General features: G+C 52.8%; 25 protein-coding genes. 12 read left to right on the plus strand and 13 right to left on the minus strand.

Annotated elements, in window-relative coordinates:
* Window positions 1-502: 502 nt before the first annotated feature.
* The 4 genes from ACZM8Y_RS10715 to ACZM8Y_RS10730 all read left to right on the plus strand — a co-directional run bounded on the left by ACZM8Y_RS10715 (window position 503) and on the right by ACZM8Y_RS10730 (window position 4,904).
* A complete protein-coding gene (locus tag ACZM8Y_RS10715; RefSeq protein WP_482330638.1) occupies window positions 503-922 on the plus strand; it encodes a (R)-mandelonitrile lyase in 420 nt (139 codons plus the stop codon).
* Window positions 923-1,222: 300 nt separating this feature from the next.
* Window positions 1,223-2,272 carry a zinc-dependent alcohol dehydrogenase gene (locus ACZM8Y_RS10720; RefSeq protein WP_482330637.1) on the plus strand — a complete coding sequence of 350 codons (1,050 nt, stop codon included), beginning with the start codon at window positions 1,223-1,225 and terminating at the stop codon, window positions 2,270-2,272.
* A gap of 547 nt (window positions 2,273-2,819) precedes the next feature.
* Window positions 2,820-3,707 (plus strand): DUF3737 family protein, encoded by an 888-nt coding sequence (locus ACZM8Y_RS10725; RefSeq protein ID WP_482330636.1) that lies wholly within the window; start codon window positions 2,820-2,822, stop codon window positions 3,705-3,707.
* Between the two features lie 228 nt (window positions 3,708-3,935).
* The gene (locus ACZM8Y_RS10730; RefSeq protein ID WP_482330635.1) at window positions 3,936-4,904 is read left to right on the plus strand and encodes an aldo/keto reductase; all 969 of its coding nucleotides are present in this window, start codon (window positions 3,936-3,938) and stop codon (window positions 4,902-4,904) included.
* Window positions 4,905-5,498: 594 nt separating this feature from the next.
* Here the strand turns inward: ACZM8Y_RS10730 and ACZM8Y_RS10735 are convergent.
* Window positions 5,499-5,633, minus strand: a complete 135-nt coding sequence (locus ACZM8Y_RS10735; RefSeq protein WP_489501726.1) for a hypothetical protein — start codon at window positions 5,631-5,633, stop codon at window positions 5,499-5,501.
* Between ACZM8Y_RS10735 and ACZM8Y_RS10740 the strand changes: the two genes are divergently transcribed.
* From ACZM8Y_RS10740 to ACZM8Y_RS10750, 3 genes are all read left to right on the plus strand, one after another.
* Window positions 5,632-6,372: a carboxymuconolactone decarboxylase family protein gene (locus ACZM8Y_RS10740; protein ID WP_482330634.1), complete on the plus strand. Its 741-nt coding sequence runs from the start codon at window positions 5,632-5,634 to the stop codon at window positions 6,370-6,372. The genes ACZM8Y_RS10735 and ACZM8Y_RS10740 overlap by 2 nt on opposite strands.
* A gap of 31 nt (window positions 6,373-6,403) precedes the next feature.
* Window positions 6,404-7,060 (plus strand): flavodoxin, encoded by a 657-nt coding sequence (locus tag ACZM8Y_RS10745; RefSeq protein WP_482330633.1) that lies wholly within the window; start codon window positions 6,404-6,406, stop codon window positions 7,058-7,060.
* 840 nt (window positions 7,061-7,900) lie between these two features.
* Window positions 7,901-8,440, plus strand: a complete 540-nt coding sequence (locus tag ACZM8Y_RS10750; RefSeq protein ID WP_482330631.1) for a flavodoxin family protein — start codon at window positions 7,901-7,903, stop codon at window positions 8,438-8,440.
* Window positions 8,441-8,510: 70 nt separating this feature from the next.
* Here the strand turns inward: ACZM8Y_RS10750 and ACZM8Y_RS10755 are convergent, their stop codons facing one another.
* The 4 genes from ACZM8Y_RS10755 to ACZM8Y_RS10770 form a co-directional block, all read right to left on the minus strand.
* On the minus strand, window positions 8,511-9,422 hold the full coding sequence (locus tag ACZM8Y_RS10755; RefSeq protein WP_482330630.1) for an AraC family transcriptional regulator: 912 nt from the start codon (window positions 9,420-9,422) through the stop codon (window positions 8,511-8,513).
* A gap of 249 nt (window positions 9,423-9,671) precedes the next feature.
* Complete coding sequence (locus ACZM8Y_RS10760; protein ID WP_482330629.1) at window positions 9,672-10,241, minus strand: AraC family transcriptional regulator N-terminal domain-containing protein; 570 nt, start codon at window positions 10,239-10,241, stop codon at window positions 9,672-9,674.
* Between the two features lie 51 nt (window positions 10,242-10,292).
* Window positions 10,293-11,423, minus strand: a complete 1,131-nt coding sequence (locus ACZM8Y_RS10765) for an MBL fold metallo-hydrolase (protein ID WP_482330628.1) — start codon at window positions 11,421-11,423, stop codon at window positions 10,293-10,295.
* Window positions 11,424-11,811: 388 nt separating this feature from the next.
* Window positions 11,812-12,162, minus strand: coding sequence for a hypothetical protein (locus ACZM8Y_RS10770; protein ID WP_482330627.1), 351 nt, complete (start codon window positions 12,160-12,162; stop codon window positions 11,812-11,814).
* A gap of 92 nt (window positions 12,163-12,254) precedes the next feature.
* Here ACZM8Y_RS10770 and ACZM8Y_RS10775 point away from each other — a divergent pair, with 92 nt between their 5' ends.
* Window positions 12,255-12,668 carry an EamA family transporter gene (locus tag ACZM8Y_RS10775; protein ID WP_479858486.1) on the plus strand — a complete coding sequence of 138 codons (414 nt, stop codon included), beginning with the start codon at window positions 12,255-12,257 and terminating at the stop codon, window positions 12,666-12,668.
* A gap of 549 nt (window positions 12,669-13,217) precedes the next feature.
* On the opposite strand, the gene ACZM8Y_RS10780 is transcribed toward ACZM8Y_RS10775, so the two are convergent.
* The 3 genes from ACZM8Y_RS10780 to ACZM8Y_RS10790 form a co-directional block, all read right to left on the minus strand.
* Window positions 13,218-13,625 (minus strand): putative quinol monooxygenase, encoded by a 408-nt coding sequence (locus tag ACZM8Y_RS10780; RefSeq protein WP_482330626.1) that lies wholly within the window; start codon window positions 13,623-13,625, stop codon window positions 13,218-13,220.
* A 319-nt stretch (window positions 13,626-13,944) separates the two neighbouring features.
* Complete coding sequence (locus tag ACZM8Y_RS10785) at window positions 13,945-14,589, minus strand: flavodoxin family protein (RefSeq protein WP_482330625.1); 645 nt, start codon at window positions 14,587-14,589, stop codon at window positions 13,945-13,947.
* A gap of 132 nt (window positions 14,590-14,721) precedes the next feature.
* Complete coding sequence (locus tag ACZM8Y_RS10790) at window positions 14,722-15,918, minus strand: GDSL-type esterase/lipase family protein (RefSeq protein ID WP_482330624.1); 1,197 nt, start codon at window positions 15,916-15,918, stop codon at window positions 14,722-14,724.
* Between the two features lie 384 nt (window positions 15,919-16,302).
* On the opposite strand from ACZM8Y_RS10790, the gene ACZM8Y_RS10795 reads away from it, so the two are divergent.
* The gene (locus tag ACZM8Y_RS10795) at window positions 16,303-17,265 is read left to right on the plus strand and encodes an AraC family transcriptional regulator (RefSeq protein ID WP_302551733.1); all 963 of its coding nucleotides are present in this window, start codon (window positions 16,303-16,305) and stop codon (window positions 17,263-17,265) included.
* 161 nt (window positions 17,266-17,426) lie between these two features.
* On the plus strand, window positions 17,427-18,341 hold the full coding sequence (locus ACZM8Y_RS10800) for an AraC family transcriptional regulator (protein ID WP_482330623.1): 915 nt from the start codon (window positions 17,427-17,429) through the stop codon (window positions 18,339-18,341).
* A 59-nt stretch (window positions 18,342-18,400) separates the two neighbouring features.
* Here ACZM8Y_RS10800 and ACZM8Y_RS10805 read toward each other — a convergent pair whose 3' ends face one another.
* From ACZM8Y_RS10805 to ACZM8Y_RS10825, 5 genes are all read right to left on the minus strand, one after another.
* Window positions 18,401-18,982: a flavodoxin gene (locus ACZM8Y_RS10805; RefSeq protein WP_483971785.1), complete on the minus strand. Its 582-nt coding sequence runs from the start codon at window positions 18,980-18,982 to the stop codon at window positions 18,401-18,403.
* 70 nt (window positions 18,983-19,052) lie between these two features.
* A complete protein-coding gene (locus ACZM8Y_RS10810) occupies window positions 19,053-19,883 on the minus strand; it encodes a formylglycine-generating enzyme family protein (RefSeq protein ID WP_479858481.1) in 831 nt (276 codons plus the stop codon).
* A gap of 45 nt (window positions 19,884-19,928) precedes the next feature.
* Window positions 19,929-20,621, minus strand: a complete 693-nt coding sequence (locus ACZM8Y_RS10815; RefSeq protein WP_479858480.1) for a hypothetical protein — start codon at window positions 20,619-20,621, stop codon at window positions 19,929-19,931.
* A 263-nt stretch (window positions 20,622-20,884) separates the two neighbouring features.
* Complete coding sequence (locus ACZM8Y_RS10820; protein WP_479858479.1) at window positions 20,885-22,027, minus strand: aldo/keto reductase; 1,143 nt, start codon at window positions 22,025-22,027, stop codon at window positions 20,885-20,887.
* A 286-nt stretch (window positions 22,028-22,313) separates the two neighbouring features.
* Window positions 22,314-22,616: a hypothetical protein gene (locus ACZM8Y_RS10825; RefSeq protein WP_482330622.1), complete on the minus strand. Its 303-nt coding sequence runs from the start codon at window positions 22,614-22,616 to the stop codon at window positions 22,314-22,316.
* 31 nt (window positions 22,617-22,647) lie between these two features.
* On the opposite strand from ACZM8Y_RS10825, the gene ACZM8Y_RS10830 reads away from it, so the two are divergent.
* Window positions 22,648-22,947, plus strand: a complete 300-nt coding sequence (locus ACZM8Y_RS10830; RefSeq protein WP_479858477.1) for a hypothetical protein — start codon at window positions 22,648-22,650, stop codon at window positions 22,945-22,947.
* A gap of 467 nt (window positions 22,948-23,414) precedes the next feature.
* Window positions 23,415-24,314, plus strand: coding sequence for an AraC family transcriptional regulator (locus ACZM8Y_RS10835; RefSeq protein ID WP_337432380.1), 900 nt, complete (start codon window positions 23,415-23,417; stop codon window positions 24,312-24,314).
* Window positions 24,315-24,450 lie beyond the last annotated feature (136 nt).

Below are 24,450 nucleotides of genomic sequence, written 5' to 3' on the forward strand. Positions count from 1 at the left end.
GGCACCCTCCCCCTTCCCCGTTTTTCTCCTCAGCCTCGCCCTCCCTCCTCCCCGGCTTCCCTCCCGCTTTTTTCCAGCTCCCACCCGGAGTTCTTCCCTCCACGCCTTTAGAGCCTTCTCTCTCTCTCTCTCTCTCTCTCCTCTTTGCATCATCCGCGTCTTCAAAGAAAAAGCCTTAGAGAATACACACCGATAATACCCTATAAACAACTAGCTACGTTGCTCACATCTTTTTAACCAAGTGTTGCTTTACCCTTTAGACAGAGCCGCTTTTCTTTCTTGTTTGAGCGAATCGGAAACAAGTTCCGTCGAAACGTGAGGTGTAGAAATAGGCAAAAAGATGCGAGGATTGTAGCTGGTTCAAGGGATGCCGGGTACATATTATGCGGCCATACACTTTAGATCAATGGGAGACGATAGTATGAAAAACGCTATGATGTGCATGGCTTTGGCTTTGACGGCAGCAACCGGGCTTTCTGCCGGGCAGGTTTTTGCCGCGGAAATGGGCAAGGCGCAGACGATTATCCGTAACGGTGAGCAGGCTTCCAGCAAGGGGTCTGAGCAGTTTTTTACCGGCAATGTGCGTATTGACCCTTTGTACCCTGCCAACAATGAGATGCGTTCCAGCGGCGGCAGTGTGACCTTTGAGCCTGGCGCTCGCTCCAACTGGCATATCCATCCTGTGGGGCAGGTTTTGATCATCACTTCCGGCGTGGGCCGGACGCAGGAATGGGGCAAACCTGTTCAGGAAGTCCGGCCGGGTGACGTCGTTATTTGTCCTGTGGGCGTCAAGCACTGGCACGGGGCCGCTCCGAACAGTTCCATGTCGCATATTTCCATTTGTGAGGAAAAAGAACCCGGCAAGGTTGTCGAGTGGATGGAAAAGGTGACCGACGAGCAGTACAACGGAATACAGCAATAAAAGAGTATCCTTTTCCCTTCAGAGTGAAGACAGCTTTTATTGAAGCATTGATAAATCCCGTTCGGATGGATGAGATGCGTGCTTATAAGGCGCGCCGGCAGGCGGATTAGAGCCATAAAAAGGCTCTGTTATAGTATGTAGTTGTTTCATCTCCACAGTGCAGTGAAAAATAGAGCCTTTTTTCCAGTTTTCCCCTTGCGGGATCTACGGCTAAGGCATTTTTCCGGTTATCCCTTTGGAGTTTCAAGGAAAAAAGCATCAACCATTTTCTATAACACAGCCTAAAAAATGGAAACAGATATGAAACAGGAAATGATGAGGGCCGGTGTCCTGACCGGGCCGCAGCGGATTGAAATCAGGCAGGTACCCGTTCCGGAAATGGCTCCCGGTATGCTGAAGATACGTGTTTCCGCCTGCGGCGTATGCGGCAGCGACATCCACATGTGGAAGGCCGGAAAGGGCTGGAGCCCGGAACCCATTGCCGATTTTCATATGGGGCATGAATTTTGCGGGAACGTTGTCGACCCCGGCGATAGCGATTTCCACGTCGGCGACCGTGTGACTTTCTGGGCCAACCTATATTGCGGCGAATGCGACATGTGCCGGGCGGGCAGGGAACATCTTTGCCGGGAGGTGCATGGCACCAATTATATCGGCTTCGTCTGCAACGGCGGTTATGCGGAATATTTTGTCGGCAAGGCGGGGAACGCCTACAGGCTGCCGGATACGGTGTCGGACGTCGCCGCCGGGCTGATTGATCCCTTGATGGTCGCGTACCATGCGGTCAGGCAGTCCAGCCTGAAACTGCACGACAAGGTGCTGGTGGTCGGCAGCGGCATTATCGCGCAGCTTATCGGCGGGCTGGCCAAGAGGGCGGGGACTTCCTGTCTGGCCATGTCCAAAGTTGATGAACGGCAGACGGGCAAGGCACGGGAACTAGGCGATTTTGACGTCTATTTTGACGGGAATGATCCCAACCGGGCCGCGAAGATGCAGGCTGTTTCCGAAGGCGGATTCGATGTCGTCTTTGAAGCTGTCGGCACGGGGGAATCGCTTGCCGCCTGTCTGGACGGCGTGAAGCCCGGCGGCGAAATCGTCATGATCGGCAACTCGATGACGCCTGCGGTTCCCTTTGAGCTGAATCGCGCCGTTCTGCATGAGGTTCGTCTGACCGGCAGCGTATCCTGCACCCGAAAGGAATTTGAAGAAACGATTGACCTCATTGCCAACGGCTTCATCGACGTTGAAAAGTACGTGACCGACATTCTGCCCTTGGAGCAGCTTCAGCACGCTTTTGAGAAGCAGATTTCCCCTGCTGAGTCCGTTTTGAAGACCGTCATCAGGCCGTAATGCCTGACGGTAAATGCCTCCTCAGAAAAAACGGAGGATGCTTAGGTTGTGTCGTCAATTAGACATAATATATTGAAATTACTAATTATTTTTCCAAGTTATAAAATATTGTTTCCAAAAATTTCAAATAATTGCATGTAACATGACGGCATAAGCTAACAAATGAATTCATAGTGAAATTGGAGAGCGCCTTTTGTTTTGGCCGTATCCTGGGTTGTGTTGTTATCTTATATTTAACCATTTGAAATTATTGAAATGATATTTTGTGGCTTGAAAAATGGTTAAATAGTTTCACTAGATTATATCTAATCAATGGCACGACCTGGAAAATGGTTGATGCTTTTTTCTTTGAAGCTCCAAAGGGATAACCAGCAAAATGCCTTGGCTATGGATTTCGCCAATGGGAAGCCTGAAGGAAAAGGCTGTATTTTCACCGTGCTGTGGAGATGAGACAGCCAGATATTCCGACAGAGCCTTGTTTTCCGGTTTCGATGTAACTGCGAATGAAGGATCGGATACCCCTGTATACGAAAAACGGATTGGACTGATGAAAACGATAGCAAATCAAACCTATGACGAGGAACGCGCCTTATACGGCATCAGCAATATCCATCTCTTGGACTGTACCTTTGCCGGTCCGGCCGATGGAGAAAGCGCCGTCAAGGAAGCTTCGGATGTTGTTGCCGAACATTGCTTTTTCGACCTGCGTTACCCGTTTTGGCATGTGCATCGGCTGGACATCCGGGAGTGCCGCATGTCCGAAGGGTGCCGCGCGGCCCTCTGGTATTCGGATCATGTTGCCGTCACGGGGAGCGAACTGCATGGAATCAAGGCGTTTCGCGAGTGCCGGGATGTGGCTGTCCGTAACTGCGACATCAAATCGAATGAATTCGGTTGGTTTTCCCGTGATTTCACGATGGAAGGCTGTACTGTGGAAAGCGACTATTTCATGTTGCACGCCGGAAGTCTGGCATTCCGCGATGTGCGATTCAGAGGAAAATATGCGCTGCAATACCTGCATGATGCCGTTTTTGAGCATTGCGATATTACCAGCAGGGACGCCTTTTGGCACGCGCATAATGTTACCGTCAGAAACAGCGTGCTTCGCGGGGAATTCCTCGGCTGGTATTCCGACAACCTCACTCTTGAACATTGCAGAATACTCAGTTCCCAGCCGCTTTGTTACTGCAGCGCGCTGAAGCTGATTGACTGTGAAGTGGTCGATTCCGATCTTTGTTTTGAAAAGTCGGATGTGGATGCCGTCATCACGACGCCCGTGGACAGCATCAAGAATCCCCGTTCGGGGCGCATTGTGGTTCCCTCTGTTGATGAAATCATCCGTGACGATGAACATTCCAGAGCTGAAATCCTTGTGACGGGCGGGCGGTCATCAGGCCCATGTATGGGGTCTCGTGACGAAAGGATCGCCATATAAGCAAGGCCGTGCCGCAGGAAATGGCCGATGCTTTTTTTGAGGCTCCAAAAGGGCAGCCAATAAAATGTCTCAGCTATTTCCGCCAGTGGGAAAACTGGATAAAAAGGCTGCATTTTCACCATGCTGTGGAGATGAAGCAACCGGGCGGCAGGGGCATAAGCAATACGGGGCACATACCCTAAAAGTTGAGGGCAGGATATGAAAACAAGGATGTTGGGAAAAAGCGGCATGGCAGTTTCTGCCGTCGGCATGGGGTGCATGGGGTTCAGCCACGGCTACGGTGCGACGCCCGCTGAAGAGGAATCCATCCGGCTGATACGCAAAGCGTATGAACTTGGCTGCACTTTTTTTGATACGGCTGAGGGCTACGGCCCTTATGTCAACGAAGAGCTGGTCGGCAAAGCGGTCGCGCCCTTCCGGGACAAGATTGTTCTGGCTACGAAGTTTTCTCCCATCGCGCTTGCCGGGCAGGAGCTGCCCGAAGGAAAACTGAGCAGAAAGGGCATCCGAAAAGCCCTCGAAGACTCCCTCCGGCGGCTGGGAACGGATTATGTCGACCTGTATTATCAGCACAGGGTGCCCGAAGGCAGCAATGTGGAGGAAGTGGCCTTATGGATGGGAGAACTGATCCGTGAGGGGAAAATCAGGGGATGGGGGCAGTCCCAGCCTTCGGAAGGGCAGATACGGCGGGCGCATGGCGTCACTCCCCTCACGGCCGTCCAGAGCGAGTATTCGATGATGGAAAGGATGTTTGAAAAGGACGTCATTCCCGCCTGCGAGGAGCTGGGGATCGGTTTTGTGCCTTTTTCGCCCCTTGCCAGCGGTTTTTTGAGCGGAAAATATAATAAGGAAACCACATATTCCGGTGACGACGTGCGGCGTGTCATCACGCGTTTTGCAAGGGAAAACGTGGAAGCCAACCAGCCCCTGCTTGATTTGCTGCATCGTTACGCGCAAGAAAAAAAGGCGACTCCGGCGCAGATTTCATTGGCGTGGATGCTGCACAAAAAGGGCTTCATCGTCCCGATTCCGGGAATGCGCCGGGAAGAACGGATAATTGAAAACCTTGGCGCAGCCGAAGTTTCGCTGACGCATGAGGAATTTGACTCCCTTGAGCGGGAACTGGGCAAAATCACCCTCCACGGCAATAGAACGGATAAGGATATTGAGCGGCTGGGTACGGTAAAAGCGCAGTAATTTTTTCTGAATGGTTGCGTCATAGAGGCGGTTGATGCTTTTTCCTTGAAGTTCCAAAGGGATAACCAAGAGCGTACCTTAGCCTTGGAGTCCGCCGACGGGAAAACCGGACAAAAAGGCTGCATGTTCACCATACTGTGGAAATGAAACAGCCACATATTGTGGCGGAACCTTCTGAATTACAGGTTCCATCAGCATAGCCCGGCAATGTGCATTTTTATGCGGTTGCCGGGTTTTTGTATGGAAGAAGGCAGTACAGGAAGGCGATGAAGCTGTGGATCGGAAAAGGCCGTTTTTGTGTGGCGGCGTCCCCCGTACAGAATCAGGCAAGAAGTTGCAACAATCATATCTGGCAACTTTTAGGCGCCGGAGTATTCTTCCCATAAAGGGAACCGGGAATTCTGACATGCGGGCTTCCCGCCTGAGCCATGCAAAACGAGAGCGTTTTCACGTTGAAAAGGCATTTGGCTGTGGGAAGCAGGCGGTCGCTGCAAGGCATAAGCACAATGCATTTGTGCTGTTCAATGTCGGAGCGAGCGCGTCTTACACGTCAACATCGTAAAACTTTAAAGGTAACTGACTCTAAGGGAGCCGTTATGCGAAAAGTTCAAAATGCCAAGCTGCATTCGTTGTATGCGGGATGCTGCTGGCCTCGACGATGGCCTTTGCCGCGCCGCAGGCCGGAGGGGATGCCACCGCAGGACGGGCTGCGGCGGCGGAAAGGAACATGCAAAAATTTTTGGGGAATACGGAATCCTCATTTTCTTCCACCGATCCTGACTTTGCCGCCATGCGGGACAGGCTCATCTATGGTGAAATCGCAGACCACGGCACACTGAACGACAAGCAGCGTGCGCTCATCACGCTGGTCGTGCTGACTTCTGGGCAAACCCTGGAGGATTTGGAAACGCATGTGGATGCGGCCTTGCGCGTCGGCGTAACGCCTGTGGAGATCAAGGAGGCGATGTACCAGTGCGCTCCGTACATCGGTTTCCCCAAAACGGAAGCCGCGCTGAAAAGAGTGAATGGGGCGTTCAGGGCGAAGAATATCCCCCTTCCGGTGGAAAGCCAGAGCACTGTAACGGAAGCTTCCCGGTATGCGGACGGGTTGAAAGTACAAAAATCCATTTTTGGCGATGGAATAGACAAGATGCACCAGACGGCTCCTGCCAATCAGTTGCCTCTTGTCCAAAACTATCTTTCCGCATTTTGCTTCGGCGATGTCTACACCAGAAAGGGGCTGGATTTGCAGACCAGAGAAATTCTGACGTTTTCCATCATTTCCGCCCTCGGAGGCTGCGACAGCCAAGTTCGTTCCCATGTGCAGGGAAACGTGGCGGTAGGGAATTCCAAGGAAAATCTGATTGACGCGCTGGCGCAGAGCCTTCCCTACATCGGTTTTCCAAGGACGCTGAATGCCTTGGCCTGCGTCAATGCCGTCATCCCTGAGCCCAAGCAGGCAAAATAAACATTTTTAAAGCATTACAGGAGAATATGCCATGAACAAGACCAGCAGGATCTTTTTGCAGCCCCACACTGCCGTTGCGCATCAGGAAAACATGATCCGGTCGAGGCGAGGCTTTTTGAAAGGCATCGCGCTTGGCGCCGCCGCCGTAATCGCCGCTCCGGTACTGTCCAGGGCGTCCGCTTATGCCGCGGAAGCAGGAGGGAACAAGGTGCTGATTCTTTATTTTTCCCATTCCGGCAATACGCGGCGGCTCGCCGGGCAGATTCATGGACGCGCGGGAGGGGATATGGTCGAACTCAAGACCGTCGTGCCTTATCCGCAGGATTATGACGCCGTGGTGGATATGGCTCAGAAGGAACAGCAGAGCAATGCCCGCCCGCAGATTGCCACCGAAATCCCCAACTGGGACGAGTATCATACCGTCTTCATCGGCTTCCCCAACTGGTGGGGGACTATGCCCATGCCTTTCTTCACGTTTTTGGAAAAGCACAACATGGGGGACAAAAACGTCATTCCGTTCTGCACCCATGAAGGAAGCCGTCTGGGCCGCAGCGAAAGCGACCTCAGGAAGCTCTGCCCGCAGGCGCACATGCTGAAAGGGTTTGAAGTGCGCGGCTCACGGGTTTCCAGCGCGCAGAAGGATGTGGACGCGTGGTTGGACGGCCTCGGTTTCCCGGCGAGGAACTAGTCCGGGAATGTGTCGGCCCGCCTTTCACCGGCAGCAGGCCATTGATGGACTTCTGCCCTTTTATCCAGATGAAGATCGCATCTCCTAGGCTGTGTCGTTGTTTTACATATAATTATTTGAAATTATTTAAAACAATATTTTTGTGGCTTGAAAAATAGTTAAATGTTTCAATAAATTATATCTGATTGACGACACGGCCTAGGGTGTTGTTCGCACCATGCTGAACTTTTCCCATGCTTGAAGAGGATTGAAGAAAAAGGCGGCATAGCTCGGAAAAAGTATAACCATTTGTAAGGAATATATTTATTCTCCGTTTATGTGACCCCATAGTCCGCTCTTATCCATTGCCGGGGAAGGGGCAGTATCCCGATGCTTCAGCGAAGATGCCTATGATCTGGCCGCCGGGCCCAAGGTCCTGAACATCATACCCGGAACATCGCATGGATCTCTATGAGAGCGGGATGAAGGTGTTGCGGCCCATAAACACCGGAGCATTGCATGTGGATCTCTAAGACAGGCAGGAGTACCCGCATTTTGATAAACTGGAAGGCTGTGTCCCAGAAAATGGTTGATGCTTTTTTCCTTGAAATTCCAAAGGAATAACCAGAAAAATGCCTCAGCTATGGATTCAACCAAGGGGAAAACTGGAGAAAAAGGCTGTCTTTTCACCGTGCTGTGGAGATGAAACAACCACACGCTATGACAGAGCCAACTGGAAAAGCTTTTCCGCGAACAGATGAAGTGAAACGAGTGAACCTGAAAATGGAAACGCCCTTGATGGGCGTTCCCAGCATATGGTGATAACGGAACCAAGCAAAAGATGTATAAAAGGAGCCTGACGTGCATATAGTCGTCATTACCGGAAGCCCGCACAGGAACGGAACAACGGCTGCCCTGGCCGATGCTTTTATCGAAGGGGCGAGGGAGGCGGGACACGACATTTTTCGTTTTGATGCGGCAAAAGAAAAAATATCCCCCTGTCTGGCCTGTGAGCATTGCAGGGCAAAGGGGCGCTGTATCCATGACGATGGGATGCAGGAACTGCTTCCTGTCCTGGAGCAGGCGGAAATGGTCGTTTTCGTGACGCCGCTCTACTATTTTGGAATGTCTGCGCAGTTGAAAAGCGTTGTAGACCGTTTTTATGCGCGGAACGCGGCGTTGCGGGGGCAGGGAAAGCGGACGCTTCTCCTTGCCGCCGCCTATGATGACAACGACTGGACTATGCGTGACCTTGTTGGGCATTACCGCACCATTGTGCGGTATATGAACTGGCATGACGCCGGGATGCTGCTGGCGACAGGGTGCGGCTGCCGCTCGGATGTGGAGAAGACGGACTTTCCGGATCGGGCCAGGGAAATGGGGAGGCATTTGGGGGCGTGATTTTATGATGTATGGCCCCCTCTGCCAGGGGGCCACACGCATTTCCGCGCATTGTTTCAGACACGGCCCCTCACGCCTCAAGGGAGCGGCGGCGATTCATATCCCTGAGAGGCGGTTCGCCGAATACCCGCTTATATTCCCTGTTGAACTGGGTTATGCTTTCATATCCAACGCTTAAAGCGGCGCTGGAAGCCCTCTCGTTTTCCACCAGCATAAGGCGCTGGGCTTCATGGAGGCGCAGCTGTTTCTGATACTGCAACGGGCTGAGCCCGGTAAGCAGCTTGAAATGGCGGTGCAGGTTCGCCGTAGACATATTGACCTGCCGGGCCAGCGACTCCACCCGCATGGGGATTTTATAGTTCTCCCGTATCCAGTTGATCGCCTGAACAACCTGATTGTTCTGTGTGCCTGGCGTATTCAGTTGCCGCAGGATTTTTCCATGTGGGCTTATGAGCAGAAGATAATGCAGCTCGCGAAGCATCATGGGGGCGCGAAGCGGTATTTGTTCGGGCTTTTCATGAAGTTCAAGAAGACGGAGGAACATTTCTAAAATATCCGTATCGGTATCGGCAACCGAAATGCTTGTGTTCGTCTCCATATCCTCAGTGAAGCTCTGCTTCATATCCAGCGCCAACGATGAAAGCAGTTGTTTGTCGAGATAGAGGTAAAGAAAAAGAAAAGGCTTTTCGTGCGTCGGGTTTATGACATAGGAGGATATGGGCATGTCCACACCGGCTACGACGCTCTGGTTTTCCGTATAGACGTACTCCTGCCCCCCCATGAGAGAGTGTTTGGTGCCCTGTATGACAAGCCCCACCAGCGGCTTTTCAAAGCACTTTTCGGACATTCCGGCATCTTCACGGCGAACAAGGTTAAACCCTTCGATGGCTGTGGGGTAGATGCAGGGAGTTTCCATGTACCGCAAGAGCTTTTGCTTGAGTTCGTCATTCAGTTGGGCTATCCGTTGTAAATGGTCAGACATGTTCTTTCACCTCGGTTTGGATGGCATGGTGGAAAAGAAGCAGGTGGGGTTCAGTGTTGATATGGAGTAAATGCTGTAAAAGAAAATAATAGATTCGTTGTGATTAAAAGTAAGGCATATTACTGCTTTTATAGTTAAGCAAAATATCATGCCGGTTCACTTTGTCAAGAATGGTAAAGAGCTGATGAATCAAAAAAATGGGAGAACTGGCATCCCATCAATGCCGCTGCCCCATTGCTCCGGGGTACATCAGCACGTATGGGCATCACTCAAATCATCAAGTGCTGATGGTTCGCGCTCTCTCCACTTTCTGCTTATCAAAACCAGATAATGGATTTCACAGATAATTATCGGAGCACGGACATCAATTTGCTCCGGTTTATCCATAAGCATTATAAGGCGCTGAAAACAGTTGAACAGATCAATCTTGATGTCTTCCTCGTAAGCGTCGTCGCTCGTCCCTGAATGTTGAAGGCATACATGGGAACCTCCCGTGCCCAAAAGCGAGAGGACATGCCTGCTTATTTTGAGGGAAAGTGCCAAAAAATATTTTGATTTGCAGGTTGCTATGCAGCAATGCTTGCCCGCTGCCTGCGGAATTGCAAAGAAATAATCATTTTCATGATATATGATGCTTTTATCTTTGCATATGGCAAAGCCGTTTCCCTGAATAACAAGGACAATAGAAAGTATATTGTTCGCACTGAGTGATTTTATTCCTTTTTTGCCGCATAACAGCGTCAATCCCGGTATTGGTGTAATATATTTTCCTGAAGCGGATATTTTATGCAGCAATATCTCTTTTATTTTGTTATTCATACACGCATTCATGAACAATGCCTTTTACGCCGTAAAACGGCTATGGGATCATCAGCCCGTATTGAGCTGTTCCCACCAATAGGGGAAATCAGGGATACGGCCTGTCATGTTCACGGCTTCCCCTATAACAGGGGTAATCAGATGAAAGGCTTTGCCCTGGCTGGCGGCGGCAATCCGCTTGAATGGTTCGTCCCACGGATGGTAGGCCAGTGCGAATTTGCCGACATGCGCGGGGAGCAGATGGCGGGCCCCAAGGTCTTCCGCCGCCTGAGCCGTTTCTTCCGGCGTCATATGGATATGGCGCCAGCGTTCGTTATACTGGCCGCAGTCCAGAAGGGCGAGGTCAACGCCGCCGAAGCGTTTTCCCAATTCAGCGAAATGCGGCCCGTATCCGCTGTCGCCGCTGAAAAAGATCTTTCTTGAGGCCGATTCCAGCAGAAATCCGGCCCACAAGGTTTTATTGCGGGTCAGGGAACGCCCTGAATAATGGCTTGCGGTGGTCACATGGATACGTACCGTCGCGTCCAGGGGCAGCGTGTCGCCCCAGTCCGCCTCATGGATGAGGCTGTTGGGAAAACCCCAGCGCCGGAAATGCGCGCCAACGCCAAGCCCGCAGACAATATTCCTGATTTTTGGCTTGAGCCCCATAACGGTGGGGTAGTCCAGATGATCCCAGTGGTCATGCGAAATCAGCAGGCAGTCGATATCCGGCATGTCATGAACGGAGTACGGGGTGGCTCCGGCAAAGGCTTGTGTGCTGAAGGATACCGGCGCGGCATAGGGGCTGAATACCGGGTCGATGAGCAGGCGGCGGCCGCCGAGCTGGATGAAAAAAGAGGAATGGCCCAGCCACAGAACTGTATCCTGCCCGCGCTCCAATGTGTGAAGGGGGATATGTTTTGAAGGAACAGGACCGGGAGGAACGGGATTGACCCTTTTGGCGACAAGGGAGCGGAGAAGCGCGAGGATGAAACTGCTGTCGTCGCTTAAAATCGCTCTGGGAACCATGTTGTGGAAGGTTCCATCGGCATAGTGGGGCGAGGCCAGAATACGTTGCAGCGCTTCGCCTGCCGGGAGCGCGCCGAACTTCATCTGCCGGAGAAAGGCCCATGTCCCTCCGGCAGCGCATCCTCCGAGCAATGCGGCCGCAGTCAGAGCCTTGAGAAATGTTCTTCGATTCATGGGCGGGCCTTCTCCATCCGATAGATTTTTTCGGACAATAAGCGGAAAAAGAAACGTATGGTAGATACGTTTTTTGCTTTTTATTGCCTGATTCTCTCAGTGAGGGGCCTCCGGCTGTCGATATTGGGTTTCCCTTTGGCTGTATCCTAGGCCGTGTTGTCAATTTAATATAATTTATTGAAATTATTTAATTGCTTTTAATTCATAAGGCTCTGTCATAGTACATGGATGTTTTTGTTTCAGTAATATACTGAAAATATATGTTTTTTTCAGATTTTCCGCTGGTGGGCTCTGTGATTGGGGGATTTTATTGGTTATTCCTTTGGAATTTCAAGGAAAAAAGCATCAACCGTTTTCTATGACACAGCCATTCATAAAAAGATTGGTTTCAATAATTGAAGATAGTTACATTTAACACGACGACACGCCCTAAAAAATGGTTGGCGCTTTCTTTCTTGAAATTCCAAGGGAATAACCAACAAAATGCCTCAACCATAACGTCCGCCAAGGGGAAACTGGAGAAAAAGGCCGTCTTTTCACCGTGCTGTGGAGATGAAACAACCACATGCCATGACACAGAGCCTTGGAAGATCATCGAAAAGGTGAATGTCTCCCATGCAAAGATTTCTTGACGGAAAAAAATTATGGGAGGAAAGAGGCGGACGGCTTCATTTATTAGACAGGCAAGGACTTCAAAACGGAAAAAACTGTCAGGGCAAGCCTGAACCGCCCGCGTCATGCGCCAGCCCATTGACGGCATTCAACCCATCGGACAGGACGGGGTATTCCCGGCCTCTTTGCGGTATTATCATGCAAAAGGATACAAAAAAGATGTGGCTCATTCTTGCGCTTCTGTCCGCTGTTTTTGCGGCGCTCACGTCCATCCTTGCCAAAGTGGGCATTGAAGGCGTGGATTCCAATCTCGCCACCGCCATACGCACGCTGGTGGTTTTCTTTATGGCCTGCGGCATGGTCTGCATCACCGAAGTCAAGGTAGACCTGACAGAAATAAGTATAAGGACGTGGGTTTTTCTTGTGCTTTCAGGGCTTGCCACAGGCGCATCATGGCTCTGCTATTTCAAGGCGCTGCAAATAGGCGATGTTTCAAAAGTGGCTCCTATCGACAAAACGAGCATCATCTTTACCATCATCATGGCGATTGTTTTTCTGCATGAACAGCTCACGCTGAAAGTTGCCCTTGGTGGGGCATTCATCGCCGTCGGTACGCTCATCATAGCCCTATAGGTTGCCTGTTGCCGGATGATTCAGTGAAGCGGATTTCAGATTTCAATAGTATGCTTGAAGTTTTAGTATATTGTATATTGCAAGACACCGCTTGTAGGAAGAACAGCAAGTACCTCCAGATCAATTAAATAGGGATGGAATGCCAATAGAGTCTTCCGCATGGCGGTAATATATTCACGGGCCGCAAGCAACGGGAATGGAGATGGCAGGATAGATGCCGTAAGGAGCCCCGTCGGTATCGTGGGAGACATTCGTCATTTTGATGACTCTCTAAAAAATCGTTTTGAATTTCAGATAATTGAATGGCTATGTTTTAAGAGAGGGTTTCTATATGGTTTGGGCGGTTGATTTTAGTAGGAAGTATAACTTCAAATATTAAAATATATATTTATTTAAATATATTATAAAATAAACCCTTTTCTAAAATAAAGCCAATTGGATACACGTTTCATTGGAAACGTGAATGTCTCATTGCCATCGCATCAACGGAAGGCCCCATCCCGTCCATCTGTGAACCTTCTCTGTACGGAGGGGATGGGGCGGGAGCCGCTAGTCGGCGGCGGGCGTATTGTGCTTGTCGCGCAGTTCGACGGGCACGGCTTCCAGCAGTACACGCTCCGCAATCATATTCTTGGTGGTATGGAAGTATTTCTGGAAATGGGGCGTATCACGGTGAACCTGATAGGCGTCCTCGTCCGCGTACATTTCAATGAACGTCAGCTTGGTTGGATCGTTTTTGTCCGCCACGGCATAGATGGCCAATACGCCGGGTTCCACACGCAGGGCCGCCTCCATTTCCTCCTTTACGGCGGCGGTGAACGCTTCTAGAAATTCAGGCTTGATTTGCAGGTGGGCTATGCGGACGGATGTCGTATCGGCGGCATGGGCCGTTCCCAATCCAGTGAACGCAAAGAGGGCCGCCAATGCAGTGGAATACATGAGATGGCGTAGAAGCATCAGGTTATCCTTTTTGTGCGGGGATGTCCTCCTGCGCTGTTTTGATTCTTCAGCATGTTGAAGGCGGGTGTCCTTCACAGGCGGCGCCGACTCATTCGGAGGGCATCCGCCGCCTTTCGGAAGGCAGGACGCCGCCCACTCCCACCGTGCCCGGATCGTTTTCCTTGAGGAAGGAGCAATATGTTTCATTCTACAGGGTTATGATCCGTACTGCGGGGTCGGCAAATTCGGAAACCAGCCGCCCTTTCTGGCCGTCGCTCAGGGAGGGCGTTCCCGGCGGGAATGGTCGTCTGTTCCTCCTTGCCGTGATGTTGGCGGGCTACAGACGTTCGCCCAGAGCCTTCGCAGCCGGAGGATAGTCCGTGCCTTCAATGTCCTTGCGGGCAAAGACGTTTTTGGCGAGCACCACGCCCTGATCCTCCCAGGGGAGATATTGCTGAAGGACTTTGTAGTGGGCCATGATGGCGTCCATGTTCCAGTCCGTGTTGCTGCCGCAGGTGACGAGCATAGCGGATTTCATGGGGTGCTTCCGCAGGGCCGCGCGCTGCGGCATCAGGCGATCCAGAACGGTTTTCAGTTGGGCGGTCATATTGAAGTAATACAGCGGCGTGACCAGCACGATCATGTCCGCCGACAGGATTTCCGGCAAAATCTTCCGCATGGCGTCTTTTTGGATACATTCCCCGTCATGCCTGTCGCAGTAATAGCAGGCCCGGCAGGGGCCGACTTTTTCAAAGGCCGTATCAAAGCGGACGATAGCGTGCCCTTTGGAAACCGCTCCGGCGATGAATTCATCAGCCAGCAGAGCGGATGTCCCCTGACGGTGGGGGCTGCCGGTGAGAACAACGATTTTCATGGGATTTTCTCCATTGTCCGTCAGGACATCGGCGGAAGAAGCGGATGGGGGCAGGAGGCTGAAGGCGAGCGTTCCCCCAACCATTTTCAGCAGATGGCGGCGCGTCATGCCTCCTGCGGCGTTTTTTCCAGAAAACTTCGGGGATCCCCGTCCATGCAGGGATGGGGCCGGCGGGGTTTCTTTCGTGCTGTCCATAGCAATAGTCCTTGTGCCCCTATGGAGTGCCGGGCAGGGGCAGGTTCAGGGGAGCCGGTCATAGTCCGTTTCGCTGACGGGTTCGAGCCACTCGTTACGGGCGTTTTCCCCCGGAACTTCCACGGCGAGATGGACGAACCAACTGTCTTTGGCCGCGCCGTGCCAGTGCTTGACCCCGGCGGGGATGTTCACCACGTCGCCGGGACGCAGTTCGCGGGCGGGCTTGCCCCATTCCTGATACCAGCCGCGCCCGGCGGTGCAGAGCAGTATCTGCCCTCCGCCTTTGGCGGCGTGGTGGACGTGCCAGTTGTTCCGGCATCCCGGCTCAAAAGTTACGTTGCCGATGGCCACCCCCTCGGTGGAAAGCATGTTCAGATAGCTGTTGCCCACGAAGTACCGGGCATACGCCGTATTTGCCTCGCCGCGCGGGAACACTTCCGTGATGTCGTTCATAACCGTCTCCTTGTCTGTTGCGGTGTTTTTGTTGGGATCGCCGAATGCCTTCCTGACTTCCCTGGTTACGGCTTGGGCCAACGCCGCGTGATTTTCCGCCGTAAGGTGTATTTCGTCCGCTCCCTGTGCAAAGGGCACCACCGTCGCCGCGTCAAAGAAGAGCGCTTCGGAAGATTCCACTAACGGACGAAGGACTCCGGGGAGGGCTTCGCTTTTGGCGAGGGCCCCTTTGAAAGCGTCTTTATAGGGGCTCCGTTGAAGATCCAGCTTTGGAGGGCAGATGACCAGCACTTGGGGGATGGGAAAAGGCGTGCGCTGCTGCCATTCGCCTTTTTTGACGATGGATACGAGCCGCATGATGCCTGATGCAATATCCGAGGCATTGCGGTTTCTGTCCTTGCGGAGGTCGTTCGTCCCCAGCATGATGATGACCATGTCCAACGGCATGTGCGAAGAAAGCGCCGCCGGGAGGTATGCGGCTCCGTTCATGCCCGCGCCGGGAATGATGCCGGTGCCGGAACGCTCCGGGCTGTCCATAGTGGTCGTGCGGCCGCTCAGCCCCTCAACCACCACCTCATAGCCAGCGCCAAGCAGCTCGGCCATTTTGCCCGGCCAGGCCGTATGCAGCGGCAGACGGCTTACTGTCCCCTGGGCATCCTCAACATAGCCAAACGTGTTGGAGTCGCCGAATACCAGAATGCGTTTTGTGCCTTCGGCGGCCCCGGCAAAGGCGGCGATCCCCGAAATAAGGAGGCAGCACGCCACGGCGGCCACGCGTACCCTTCTCATGTTTCCTCCTTGTTCATGGCTGCTGCATGATTGATGGAACATCCAGGTTTCTGTTTTGGCTCTGTCATGATATGCGGTTGTTCCATCTCCACAGCGCGATGAAAACACAGCCTTTTTCTCCAGCTTCCCCTTGGCGGAATCCATAGCCAAGGCATTTTGCCGGTTATTCCTTTGGAACTTCAAGGAAAAAAGCATCAGCCATTTTCTATGGCGCAGCCTCTGTTTTCTGTGTATGCCTTGAGCCCATCTCGTGAAAGAGCTTGTTTTGCCAAAAAATTGCCTTATTTTGTCAAAGCCTGTTCAAAAGGGAAGGGCCATGCTAGAAAAGAGGCGCTTCCACAGACGCGTGGGCAAGATTTTTCCAGAAGGCGGGAGGCGCTGTCTATGGCTGGCGGCAATCAGGAAAGAGTTAAAGAAATCAATGCCAGGCTGAAGGAAATACTGCTGCGGCATATGGAGGGGCCGGGTGTCCGCCCCTCCGCCGTCAGTGGGTTGACGCTGGTGCGCAGGGAGGAGGCCAACAGTTCGGAACGCTGCTTTGAGAAGCCGCTGGCTTCGGTCATTGTCCAAGGCGGCAAACATTCCATCATAGGCGCGCAGGAATACCATATCCACGAAAACCAATGCCTTGTTTCCGGAGTGGATATGCCGAGCACGTCTTACGTTGCCGACCCCACGCCGGAAAAACCGTTCCTTTCCCTTTTCTTTTATCTGGACAGGCAGATACTGAGCGATCTGGTTATGGAAATGGAACCTGAGGCAAGGCCCTCATCCGTGGAAGGGCAGGGCGTATCCGTTGCCGATGCGGATCCGGAGTTTCTGGAAGCGATGCTGCGGCTTGCGGAGCTTCTGGACAAGCCGAAGCAGATTGCCATCCGTGCGCCGATCGTCATGCGGGAACTGCATTACCTGCTCCTTATCGGCCCGCAGGGAGGGGCCCTGCAAGGGCTGTATACGCGTGGCTCGCAGAACAATCAGATCATTCAGGCCATTGCGCTTATGAAGCAGAATATCGCTGTCCCCCTGCGTATGGACGCCCTGGCGCGGCAGGTCAGCATGTCGGTATCAAGCCTGCACCGCCACTTTAAAAGCCTTACCGGGTTCAGCCCGTTGCAGTACCACAAGCAGTTGCGCCTGTACGAAGCGCAGCGCCTGATGCTGATGGAGAATGAACGTGCGGCCAATGCGGCGTTGTCCGTAGGCTATGAAAGCGTGACGCAATTCAATCGGGAATATAAACGCATGTTCGGGGAGCCTCCGCACCGGGACATCAACCGCCGGCGCAAATTTTCCGTCACGGCCTCCATGACTGTGGGGAATGCTTCCCGTTCGGCCCCTGATAGGTAAGACGGGCAGTTGATGAAAGGAATCTACGGCGGGAGTGAGAGGGAAAACTGATACGTTTTTTGCAATTTGTTGCCTAAATCTGCCAAGGGGCTTTCCGAAGGGGGAAATGATGATAGGCTTTCCAAAACGGCGGACGACGTCCGTTCTCTCAGGAGGCCAGCATGATACATACCGTCGATGATGAACTGAGGCGGATCAATGAGGAACTGAAGCGGCGTATTCTGCGGCATCTGCCCGTTCCGGGGAAACAGGCCACCGCCGTCAAGGGGCTCACGCTGTCACGGCGTCAGGAGATCAACAAGGCGGATAACTGTTTCGGCACGCCCTCCGTGGCGGCGATTGTCCAAGGGGCCAAATGCGCCCTTATCGGAGACAGGGAATACCGTTATAAGGAAGGGCAGTTCTGCATCACCGGCGTTGATTTGCCGAGCGCGTTCTATATCCTTCACCCCAGTGAGGAAAAGCCGTTCCTGTCGGTCATTCTTGATCTGGACAGCCAGCTCATTTCCCGGCTGGCAATGGAAATGCCTCCCGCTTCTGAAAAGCAAAGCGGAAGGGGCGGCGGGCTTTCCATCGGCGAACTGGATGCGGATTTGCTGCAATGCTTTTTGCGCCTGGTGGAACTTCTGGACAAGCCGGAGCAGATTCGCATCCGTGCTCCGATGGTCATCCGGGAAATCCATTATCTTTTGCTTGCCGGGCCGCAAGGGGAAAGCCTTCGCCAGCTTAATACGCTGGGTACGCAGAGCAACATGATAGCCCAGGCCATTTCATGGCTGAAAGACAACTATAAGGAACCGCTCCATGTGGATGAGCTGGCGCGCCGGGCGAATATGTCGTCGTCAACCTTCCATAGGCATTTCAAGGAAATTACCGGACTCAGCCCGTTGCAGTTCCATAAGCAGTTGCGGCTGCACGAGGCCCAGCGCCTGATGGTGCTTGAAAACCGGAAAGCGTCCAGCGTTTCCCTGCTTGTCGGCTACGAAAGCGATACGCAGTTCAACCGTGAATATAAAAGGCTCTTTGGTGAACCGCCCTATCGGGACAAACTCCAGCGCCAGACGTTCCTGCAATAACGTGAAGAGGCCCCGCAGCAGCGCAGGGCCTCTCGTTTTCATCAGGTATTGCAGCAGGTTCAGACTTTCATGCCGATCCGGACAAGCCAGTCATCCATATCGCCTGACAGCGAGGAGCCGCCGCTGTAGCGCACGGAAAGGGCTTCCATGATTTTGGAGGAAGGGCACAGTTTGGCGATGTCGGTGACGCTCTGGCCCAAGCGTCCGCCGCCGTGGCTGACGAAGGGCACAATGGTTTTACCGGAAAAATCATACTGTTCCAAAAACGACGCTATAGGCATGGGGATGGTGGCCCACCAGTTGGGATACCCCAGAAACACCACGTCATAACGGGGCATGTCGGCGATGTGTGTCTTGAGTTCCGGCCGGGCGGCCCTTTCCTGATCGCGCTTGGCTTGTTCGAGGCAGGTGTTGTAGTCTTCGGAATACGGTGTAGCCGGTTCGATTTCAACGAGTTCTCCACCGATTTTCTGATGGAGCAGCCGCGCGATGCCCCGCGTGTTGCCCGACCACGAAAAGTAGGCCACGAGTACATTTCCCGGAACGGCGTGGGCTGTACCGTAAAAGCCGTTCAGGGCGAATGCGCCGAGCGCCAAAGCCGTTCCTTTCAAAAAATGGCGACGGGAAAAAGGATGAAGCATAAGCGTGTACCTCCGGGCGGTATGTGCATTGTTTTGATGGGATGATGGGCAGCCATCAAGAGAAGATGGCCTATGATGGCCGCTGGGCATTGCGGGCAAGCCTGAATCCGAGATTGAAGGTCTTATTGGCCGGAGGGTATGCGGCGCGGTAGGCCGAACGCAAATGACGCCCGAAGTCGTTCCACCCGCCTCCCCGGTTGACGCGGTAGGTGCCGGAAGCGGCCCCCGTAGGATCGGCGGCCGCGCCGTCGGCATAGGGGCCGTACCAGTCCCAGCACCATTCCCAGACGTTGCCGTGCATGTCGTACAGCCCCCACCGGTTTGGGGCGAAACTGCCGACGGGAACCGTCCGCGAACGGTATTGTCCGCTGGGATAGCCGTCATAGGGATAAGTGCCGTAATAGTTCGCCTGATCGACAGTGACGTTCTCTCCCGTAGAAAACGGAGTTGTTGTTCCCGCACGGCAGGCATATTCCCATTCCGCTTCCGTGGGGAGACGGTATCCGTCCGCGTCGCGGTTCCAGACAACGCTGCGCTCATCCCCGTTTCCGCTTATCACATAAGCCGGGGCCAGCCCTTCAGCGGCGCTTTTGGCGTTGCAGTAGGCCACGGCATCGTGCCAACTGACGTTTTCCACCGGGAGATCGTCGCCCTTGAACTGGCTGGGATCATTTCCCATGAGCTCCCGGTATTCCTTCTGGGTAACTTCGTGGACGCCCATATAAAAAGGATTAAGGGTGACGCTGTGCCGTCTTTCATCCTTTTCCCGGCGGTGCTCAGAAAACGGGCTGCCCATGTCGAAGGTTCCGCCCCGAATGAGGACGAACGCATCCGCAGCCTGAGTCTGTACCGCCGACAGCGCCAGAGCCAGACAGATGATGGCGGCTGTAAGTATTTTCATGAATTGCTCCTTGCATTGTGGTGTCGTCCGCTTCGTATGGGGCATTCAATCCCAAGCCTCTGCCGGGCGCAAAACAGGAGCGTTCCTCTTGCGCATCAGGCGAGAAAGCATATGGGCCGCTCCTGCGCACAGAAAGAAGATTACACCGTAGTCCAGAAGGAAAAAGAGCATATGCTCGTTTCCGTTCCACGGCATGAAGGCGCTGTTCATGGTCAATGGATAAATCAGCTCCCTATACAGGAAGGCGTATGCCCCATAGGCAGCAAGCACGACGCACAGGACGGGTGACGCCCGACTGCACCAGTGCGGGAGCGTGAAACGGACACGCCGCCCGTGCGCCGTCTGGAGTCTTTTTCCATAGATTCCGAGATGTGCCGCCGCGAGAAGGAAAGTCCAGTGGGCACAAAAGACATGCAGGGTTCTGGCAAAGAGTTCCCCCCTGAGCTCCGGAAATGGGAATACTGTCCGGGAAATGAGCACGGAGCTTGCCAATGTGCCAAGGATTGCCAGAAGCAGAAGCATATTCAGGATGAGCCTGACGACGCGGGAAAAATCATAACGGCCCCTTCTTAAGGTTTTGTACCAGATTCGGTTCAGCCATGTGTGCAGCAGGAAAGCTCCCGCAAGCGTGACGCCCAGCCATTCATGGATGGTGTTGCCTGTATGGCGGTCGGCCATGAGCAGGAGAAACAGGACGGCCATGAGGATGTCCGTCAAGAGTTTTGTCGGTATGCTCATTTTCGTTATCCTTTCCCACTTATGGCGTAAGGAATACAGTGGAAGATGGGGAATATCTGTCCTGAGTTGCAGGATAGATGAGGCGGTGGCACGAATGAAGATACAATTTTCGCAAAAAGTTGCCTGATTCTTGCATAACATATGCGTCATAACAAAAGGCACTTCACTTTATATGAAGTGCCTTTTGTTATTTCTATTTTTTACTATAGAGAAATACAAACGGTAATGTTCTTACGGCATCGGACAGTGCAGTGAGGAAATAGTTATTTGTCGATCTGGCTTTCCGTGAATGGATCTGCGCGATGCCCCATGAGCTTGATTTTGGAATAGGCGGACTCGAATTCACGCAGTTCCGCAGGTGACAGGCTGACGGAGGTGGCTCCGAGAAAATCATCAAGATGCGCCGGGGTTGTCGTGCCTGGTATGGGAGCGATCCAGGGAGCCTGGGCCAGCAGCCATGCGAGGGCGAACTGGGACATGGTGCAGTTTTTGCGCGCAGCCCATTCGCGAATCAGGTTCGGCAGAGGCATGTTGTGTTTCAGGGCTTCCGGCGTGAACTGGGGCAGGGTGGAAAGCCGCCCCGTGGTGAACCGGCTGTTTTCATTGATGGCCCCGGTAAGGAATCCGCGTCCCAGAGGGCAGTACGGCACAAGGCCGATGCCGAGTTCCCGCAGGGTGGGAAAAATTTTGGTTTCCGGCTCCCGCCACAACAGGGAGTATTCGCTCTGAACGGCGCTCACAGGCTGCACGGCGTGCGCCCTGCGAATGGAGTTGGCGCTTGCCTCGGACAATCCGAAGTGCAGTACCTTTCCTTCCTGAATCAGGTCTTTCACCGTCCCGGCAACATCTTCCATCGGAACCTGCGGATCGACGCGGTGCTGGTACAAAAGGTCGATATGGTCGGTACGCAGACGCCTTAGGGAGCCTTCCACCGCCCGGCGGATGTGGCCGGGTCTGCTGTTCAAAGCCGTAGGCTGCTTTTCCTCAACGCCAAAGCCAAACTTGGTGGCGATTTTGACCTGATTGCGGACGGGGGCAAGGGCTTCTCCGACCCATTCCTCACTGGTATAGGGGCCGTAAACTTCGGCGGTGTCGAAGAACGTCACGCCGCGTTCAAAGGCCCGGCGGATCAGGGCGACCATGTCCTTTTTTTCATAGTTACCGCCGTAGTATCCTACCATAGGCAGGCAGCCGAGGCCGATGGCGGAAACCTCCAGCGAGCCGAGCTTCCGATGTTCCATTTGTTTGTCCTGCCGTAACCCTTGGGTATCGGGCGCTGCGTTTGTATCTGCGGCATAGGCCATGCCATTCATGGAATGGGGCAGAAGAGCGGCGGCTCCAAGAGCCAGCCCTCCGGCAAGAAACTGGCGGCGTCCGAGTGTCATGGAATCCTTTTTGGCGTTCATTTTTCCCTCCACGAAATCAGTGTGTTATGGATTCCATATAGGCAGAAATTCTGGAGGGGGAAATGAACGATTTTCCAAATTTATTGCCTATTTTTTTCAAGCCGTCTGCCGCAGCTCCCCATGAGGTTTTGCCGTCATTGGAGGTAAAATACTTCCAAAGAGTGTGGTTAAATACAAGTCCATCATTGTGCATCTGAAGACTCATAGGCAGCGGATGATGTATCCCGCGTAACATATCCCCAATAATGCTTCGTTTTGTCTGTCCATGTACTTGTTCCCGTTCCCGTCAGTCGCAGCGCATGGTGGGCAGGCAGGGGTGACCGTTATCCGAAAACAGCCACTCTTGCCTCGCGTACAACGGCGTGGAGGGGTTGGATATTGCCGTACTCTTGGAAAAGCCCTCTGCTGAAATGGAGGGGAAAAGTATCATTTTTTTGGGTTCGTTGTCCGTCACGCCCGCATGGGTGCCGGAAGCGGGCATTTGGTTAAGCCCCTTGAAGCGGCCCGTCTGCGTGAGTTCGGCAACAGATTGAATCTCAGGGAGGACGATGCCCTCTGGCCGTTGCTGACCGCGATGGAGTATCAACATACTATAAAGGCTGTGTCATAGAAAAAGATTGATGCCTTTTTCTATGGCGCTCCAAGGGAATAACCAACAAAACACCTCAGCCATGAAGCCCGCCAAAGGGAAAACTGGAGAACAGGCTGTATTTTCACCGTGCTGTGGAGATGAAACGACCCCGTACTATAACAGAGCCTTTATAAATCACCGGAGCGTCCAGAACCATCATAGACGGTATGGTCGTGTTGCCGCTGAAAAGGAAGCTGCCGCCGCTCAAGCACGGTTCATAGATGGCGTGGTGAAGGAAGCGCAATACCTTGCCGCCAAAATTCAATACGCCAATCTGGTGCCAATATAGCTGTTTTCCCTCATTTGCCTACTGGCCTACGGATACCTGATGCTTTGGACAGATATTCGTATCGCCACAGGCAGGGATATTCTTCTGGCGGTAAGCCTGCACATGCCCTCTGGCTTATCAGCGGGCTGTGCCTCACAATAGGGCTCTTTTGCGGGGTAAATGCGGTACGGGATTTTGCCGGGGGTAACCGGAGATGACGCAAACGATTTCTTACAGCCCCCATGTATTTATTGTCCAGTGCATGGATACCGGGGGACATTGTTTTGACGGGACTCTATGAAGTCTGGTCGGTTGAGGCTCCCTCAATGTACTTGCCGAGCGAATGAGGCAATCTTACTGGCGAATGAGGCATACAAGTTTTCACGCAGTCATGCTATAACCATTTTAAACATAGAACGAAAAGCTATTTTGGTATGGACACGGCTCCTGTGGATTGATCACCGTTTGACCCAAATGGAGTAAGCAATATGAGTGAATCTGCACAGCTACATGAACTTAATGATTCTCTCAAAGAGAAATTGTTGAAATGGCTCCCTGAGCAATCCAGGCTGGAAACCCCGATTTCAGGTTTGGCCTTAACCCGTCATGATGAAAACACTTCTGCAATAAGATGTTTTTATACACCTATGATTGCATTGGTCGCCCAAGGGTTCAAACGTTCCATGATTGGCGACCATGAAGCAAATTATGGCGAGCTCCACTGCGTAACTGTCGGTATTGATATGCCCGGCGTCTTCCATATTACGAATGCTTCGCCTCAGGCGCCGTTCCTTTCGCTCTCCGTAAAGTTGGACAGACGCATTATCACACAGTTGATTACGGAAGCCCCTTCCTTAGTTGCCGCCCAAGAAGGAGAAGTGACTCCTGTCGTAGTAGATGAGGTAGACAAGGAACTTTTGCAGGCCTTTTCCCGCCTTGTTGAGCTGTTGGATACACCATCACGAATCCCGGTTTTGGCTCCCATGATTATTCGGGAAATCCATTACTATCTGCTCTGCGGCAGTCAGGGGAAATGTCTGCGGCTTTTCAACACAAGCGGAACACAGGCAAACCAGATCGCCCAAGCTATTTCGTGGCTAAGAGAAAATTATACGTCACCGATTCGCATGGAAGAATTGGCCCGGTATGTCAACATGGCTCCCTCAACATTCAATCGGCATTTTAAGGAAGTAACCAGCCTCAGCCCTCTTCAATTCCAAAAACGGCTAAGGCTTTATGAGGCCGAACGGCTTATGTTGCTTGAAGGAAAAGATGCCGGTACTGCGGCGCTTATGGTTGGTTATGAAAGCGGCTCACAGTTCAATAGAGAGTACAAGCGTCAATTCGGAGCTCCTCCCCGTAAGGATGTAGCTAAAAAACGTTCATAACCTATTGACTCACTTCATAAAGATAAGCGGGAAGAACCACTTGGCGGGCTTCCCGCTTATTTTTTAAGTTCTGTCATAGGATATGACAGTTTGTTTTCATAATAGAGTGAAAATACGTCCTTTTTATTTCGTTTTT

This window comes from Bilophila sp. (assembly GCF_057864385.1).

Excerpts from the sequence above, each read along its gene's own strand:
- ACZM8Y_RS10730 (WP_482330635.1), top strand. The coding sequence starts at position 3,936 with ATGGCAGTTTCTGCCGTCGGCATGGGGTGCATGGGGTTCAGCCACGGC.
- ACZM8Y_RS10830 (WP_479858477.1), top strand. The coding sequence starts at position 22,648 with ATGCCTTTTTCTATGGCGCTCCAAGGGAATAACCAACAAAACACCTCA.
- ACZM8Y_RS10790 (WP_482330624.1), bottom strand. The coding sequence starts at position 15,918 with ATGAGAAGGGTACGCGTGGCCGCCGTGGCGTGCTGCCTCCTTATTTCG.
- ACZM8Y_RS10740 (WP_482330634.1), top strand. The coding sequence starts at position 5,632 with ATGCAAAAATTTTTGGGGAATACGGAATCCTCATTTTCTTCCACCGAT.
- ACZM8Y_RS10780 (WP_482330626.1), bottom strand. The coding sequence starts at position 13,625 with ATGCTTCTACGCCATCTCATGTATTCCACTGCATTGGCGGCCCTCTTT.
- ACZM8Y_RS10775 (WP_479858486.1), top strand. The coding sequence starts at position 12,255 with ATGTGGCTCATTCTTGCGCTTCTGTCCGCTGTTTTTGCGGCGCTCACG.
- ACZM8Y_RS10835 (WP_337432380.1), top strand. The coding sequence starts at position 23,415 with ATGAGTGAATCTGCACAGCTACATGAACTTAATGATTCTCTCAAAGAG.
- ACZM8Y_RS10820 (WP_479858479.1), bottom strand. The coding sequence starts at position 22,027 with ATGAACGCCAAAAAGGATTCCATGACACTCGGACGCCGCCAGTTTCTT.
- ACZM8Y_RS10795 (WP_302551733.1), top strand. The coding sequence starts at position 16,303 with ATGGCTGGCGGCAATCAGGAAAGAGTTAAAGAAATCAATGCCAGGCTG.
- ACZM8Y_RS10810 (WP_479858481.1), bottom strand. The coding sequence starts at position 19,883 with ATGAAAATACTTACAGCCGCCATCATCTGTCTGGCTCTGGCGCTGTCG.
- ACZM8Y_RS10755 (WP_482330630.1), bottom strand. The coding sequence starts at position 9,422 with ATGTCTGACCATTTACAACGGATAGCCCAACTGAATGACGAACTCAAG.
- ACZM8Y_RS10815 (WP_479858480.1), bottom strand. The coding sequence starts at position 20,621 with ATGAGCATACCGACAAAACTCTTGACGGACATCCTCATGGCCGTCCTG.
- ACZM8Y_RS10725 (WP_482330636.1), top strand. The coding sequence starts at position 2,820 with ATGAAAACGATAGCAAATCAAACCTATGACGAGGAACGCGCCTTATAC.
- ACZM8Y_RS10800 (WP_482330623.1), top strand. The coding sequence starts at position 17,427 with ATGATACATACCGTCGATGATGAACTGAGGCGGATCAATGAGGAACTG.
- ACZM8Y_RS10785 (WP_482330625.1), bottom strand. The coding sequence starts at position 14,589 with ATGACGCGCCGCCATCTGCTGAAAATGGTTGGGGGAACGCTCGCCTTC.
- ACZM8Y_RS10765 (WP_482330628.1), bottom strand. The coding sequence starts at position 11,423 with ATGAATCGAAGAACATTTCTCAAGGCTCTGACTGCGGCCGCATTGCTC.
- ACZM8Y_RS10715 (WP_482330638.1), top strand. The coding sequence starts at position 503 with ATGGGCAAGGCGCAGACGATTATCCGTAACGGTGAGCAGGCTTCCAGC.
- ACZM8Y_RS10760 (WP_482330629.1), bottom strand. The coding sequence starts at position 10,241 with ATGAATAACAAAATAAAAGAGATATTGCTGCATAAAATATCCGCTTCA.
- ACZM8Y_RS10825 (WP_482330622.1), bottom strand. The coding sequence starts at position 22,616 with ATGTTGATACTCCATCGCGGTCAGCAACGGCCAGAGGGCATCGTCCTC.
- ACZM8Y_RS10770 (WP_482330627.1), bottom strand. The coding sequence starts at position 12,162 with ATGACGCGGGCGGTTCAGGCTTGCCCTGACAGTTTTTTCCGTTTTGAA.
- ACZM8Y_RS10735 (WP_489501726.1), bottom strand. The coding sequence starts at position 5,633 with ATGTTCCTTTCCGCCGCCGCAGCCCGTCCTGCGGTGGCATCCCCTCCG.
- ACZM8Y_RS10720 (WP_482330637.1), top strand. The coding sequence starts at position 1,223 with ATGAAACAGGAAATGATGAGGGCCGGTGTCCTGACCGGGCCGCAGCGG.
- ACZM8Y_RS10745 (WP_482330633.1), top strand. The coding sequence starts at position 6,404 with ATGAACAAGACCAGCAGGATCTTTTTGCAGCCCCACACTGCCGTTGCG.
- ACZM8Y_RS10805 (WP_483971785.1), bottom strand. The coding sequence starts at position 18,982 with ATGCTTCATCCTTTTTCCCGTCGCCATTTTTTGAAAGGAACGGCTTTG.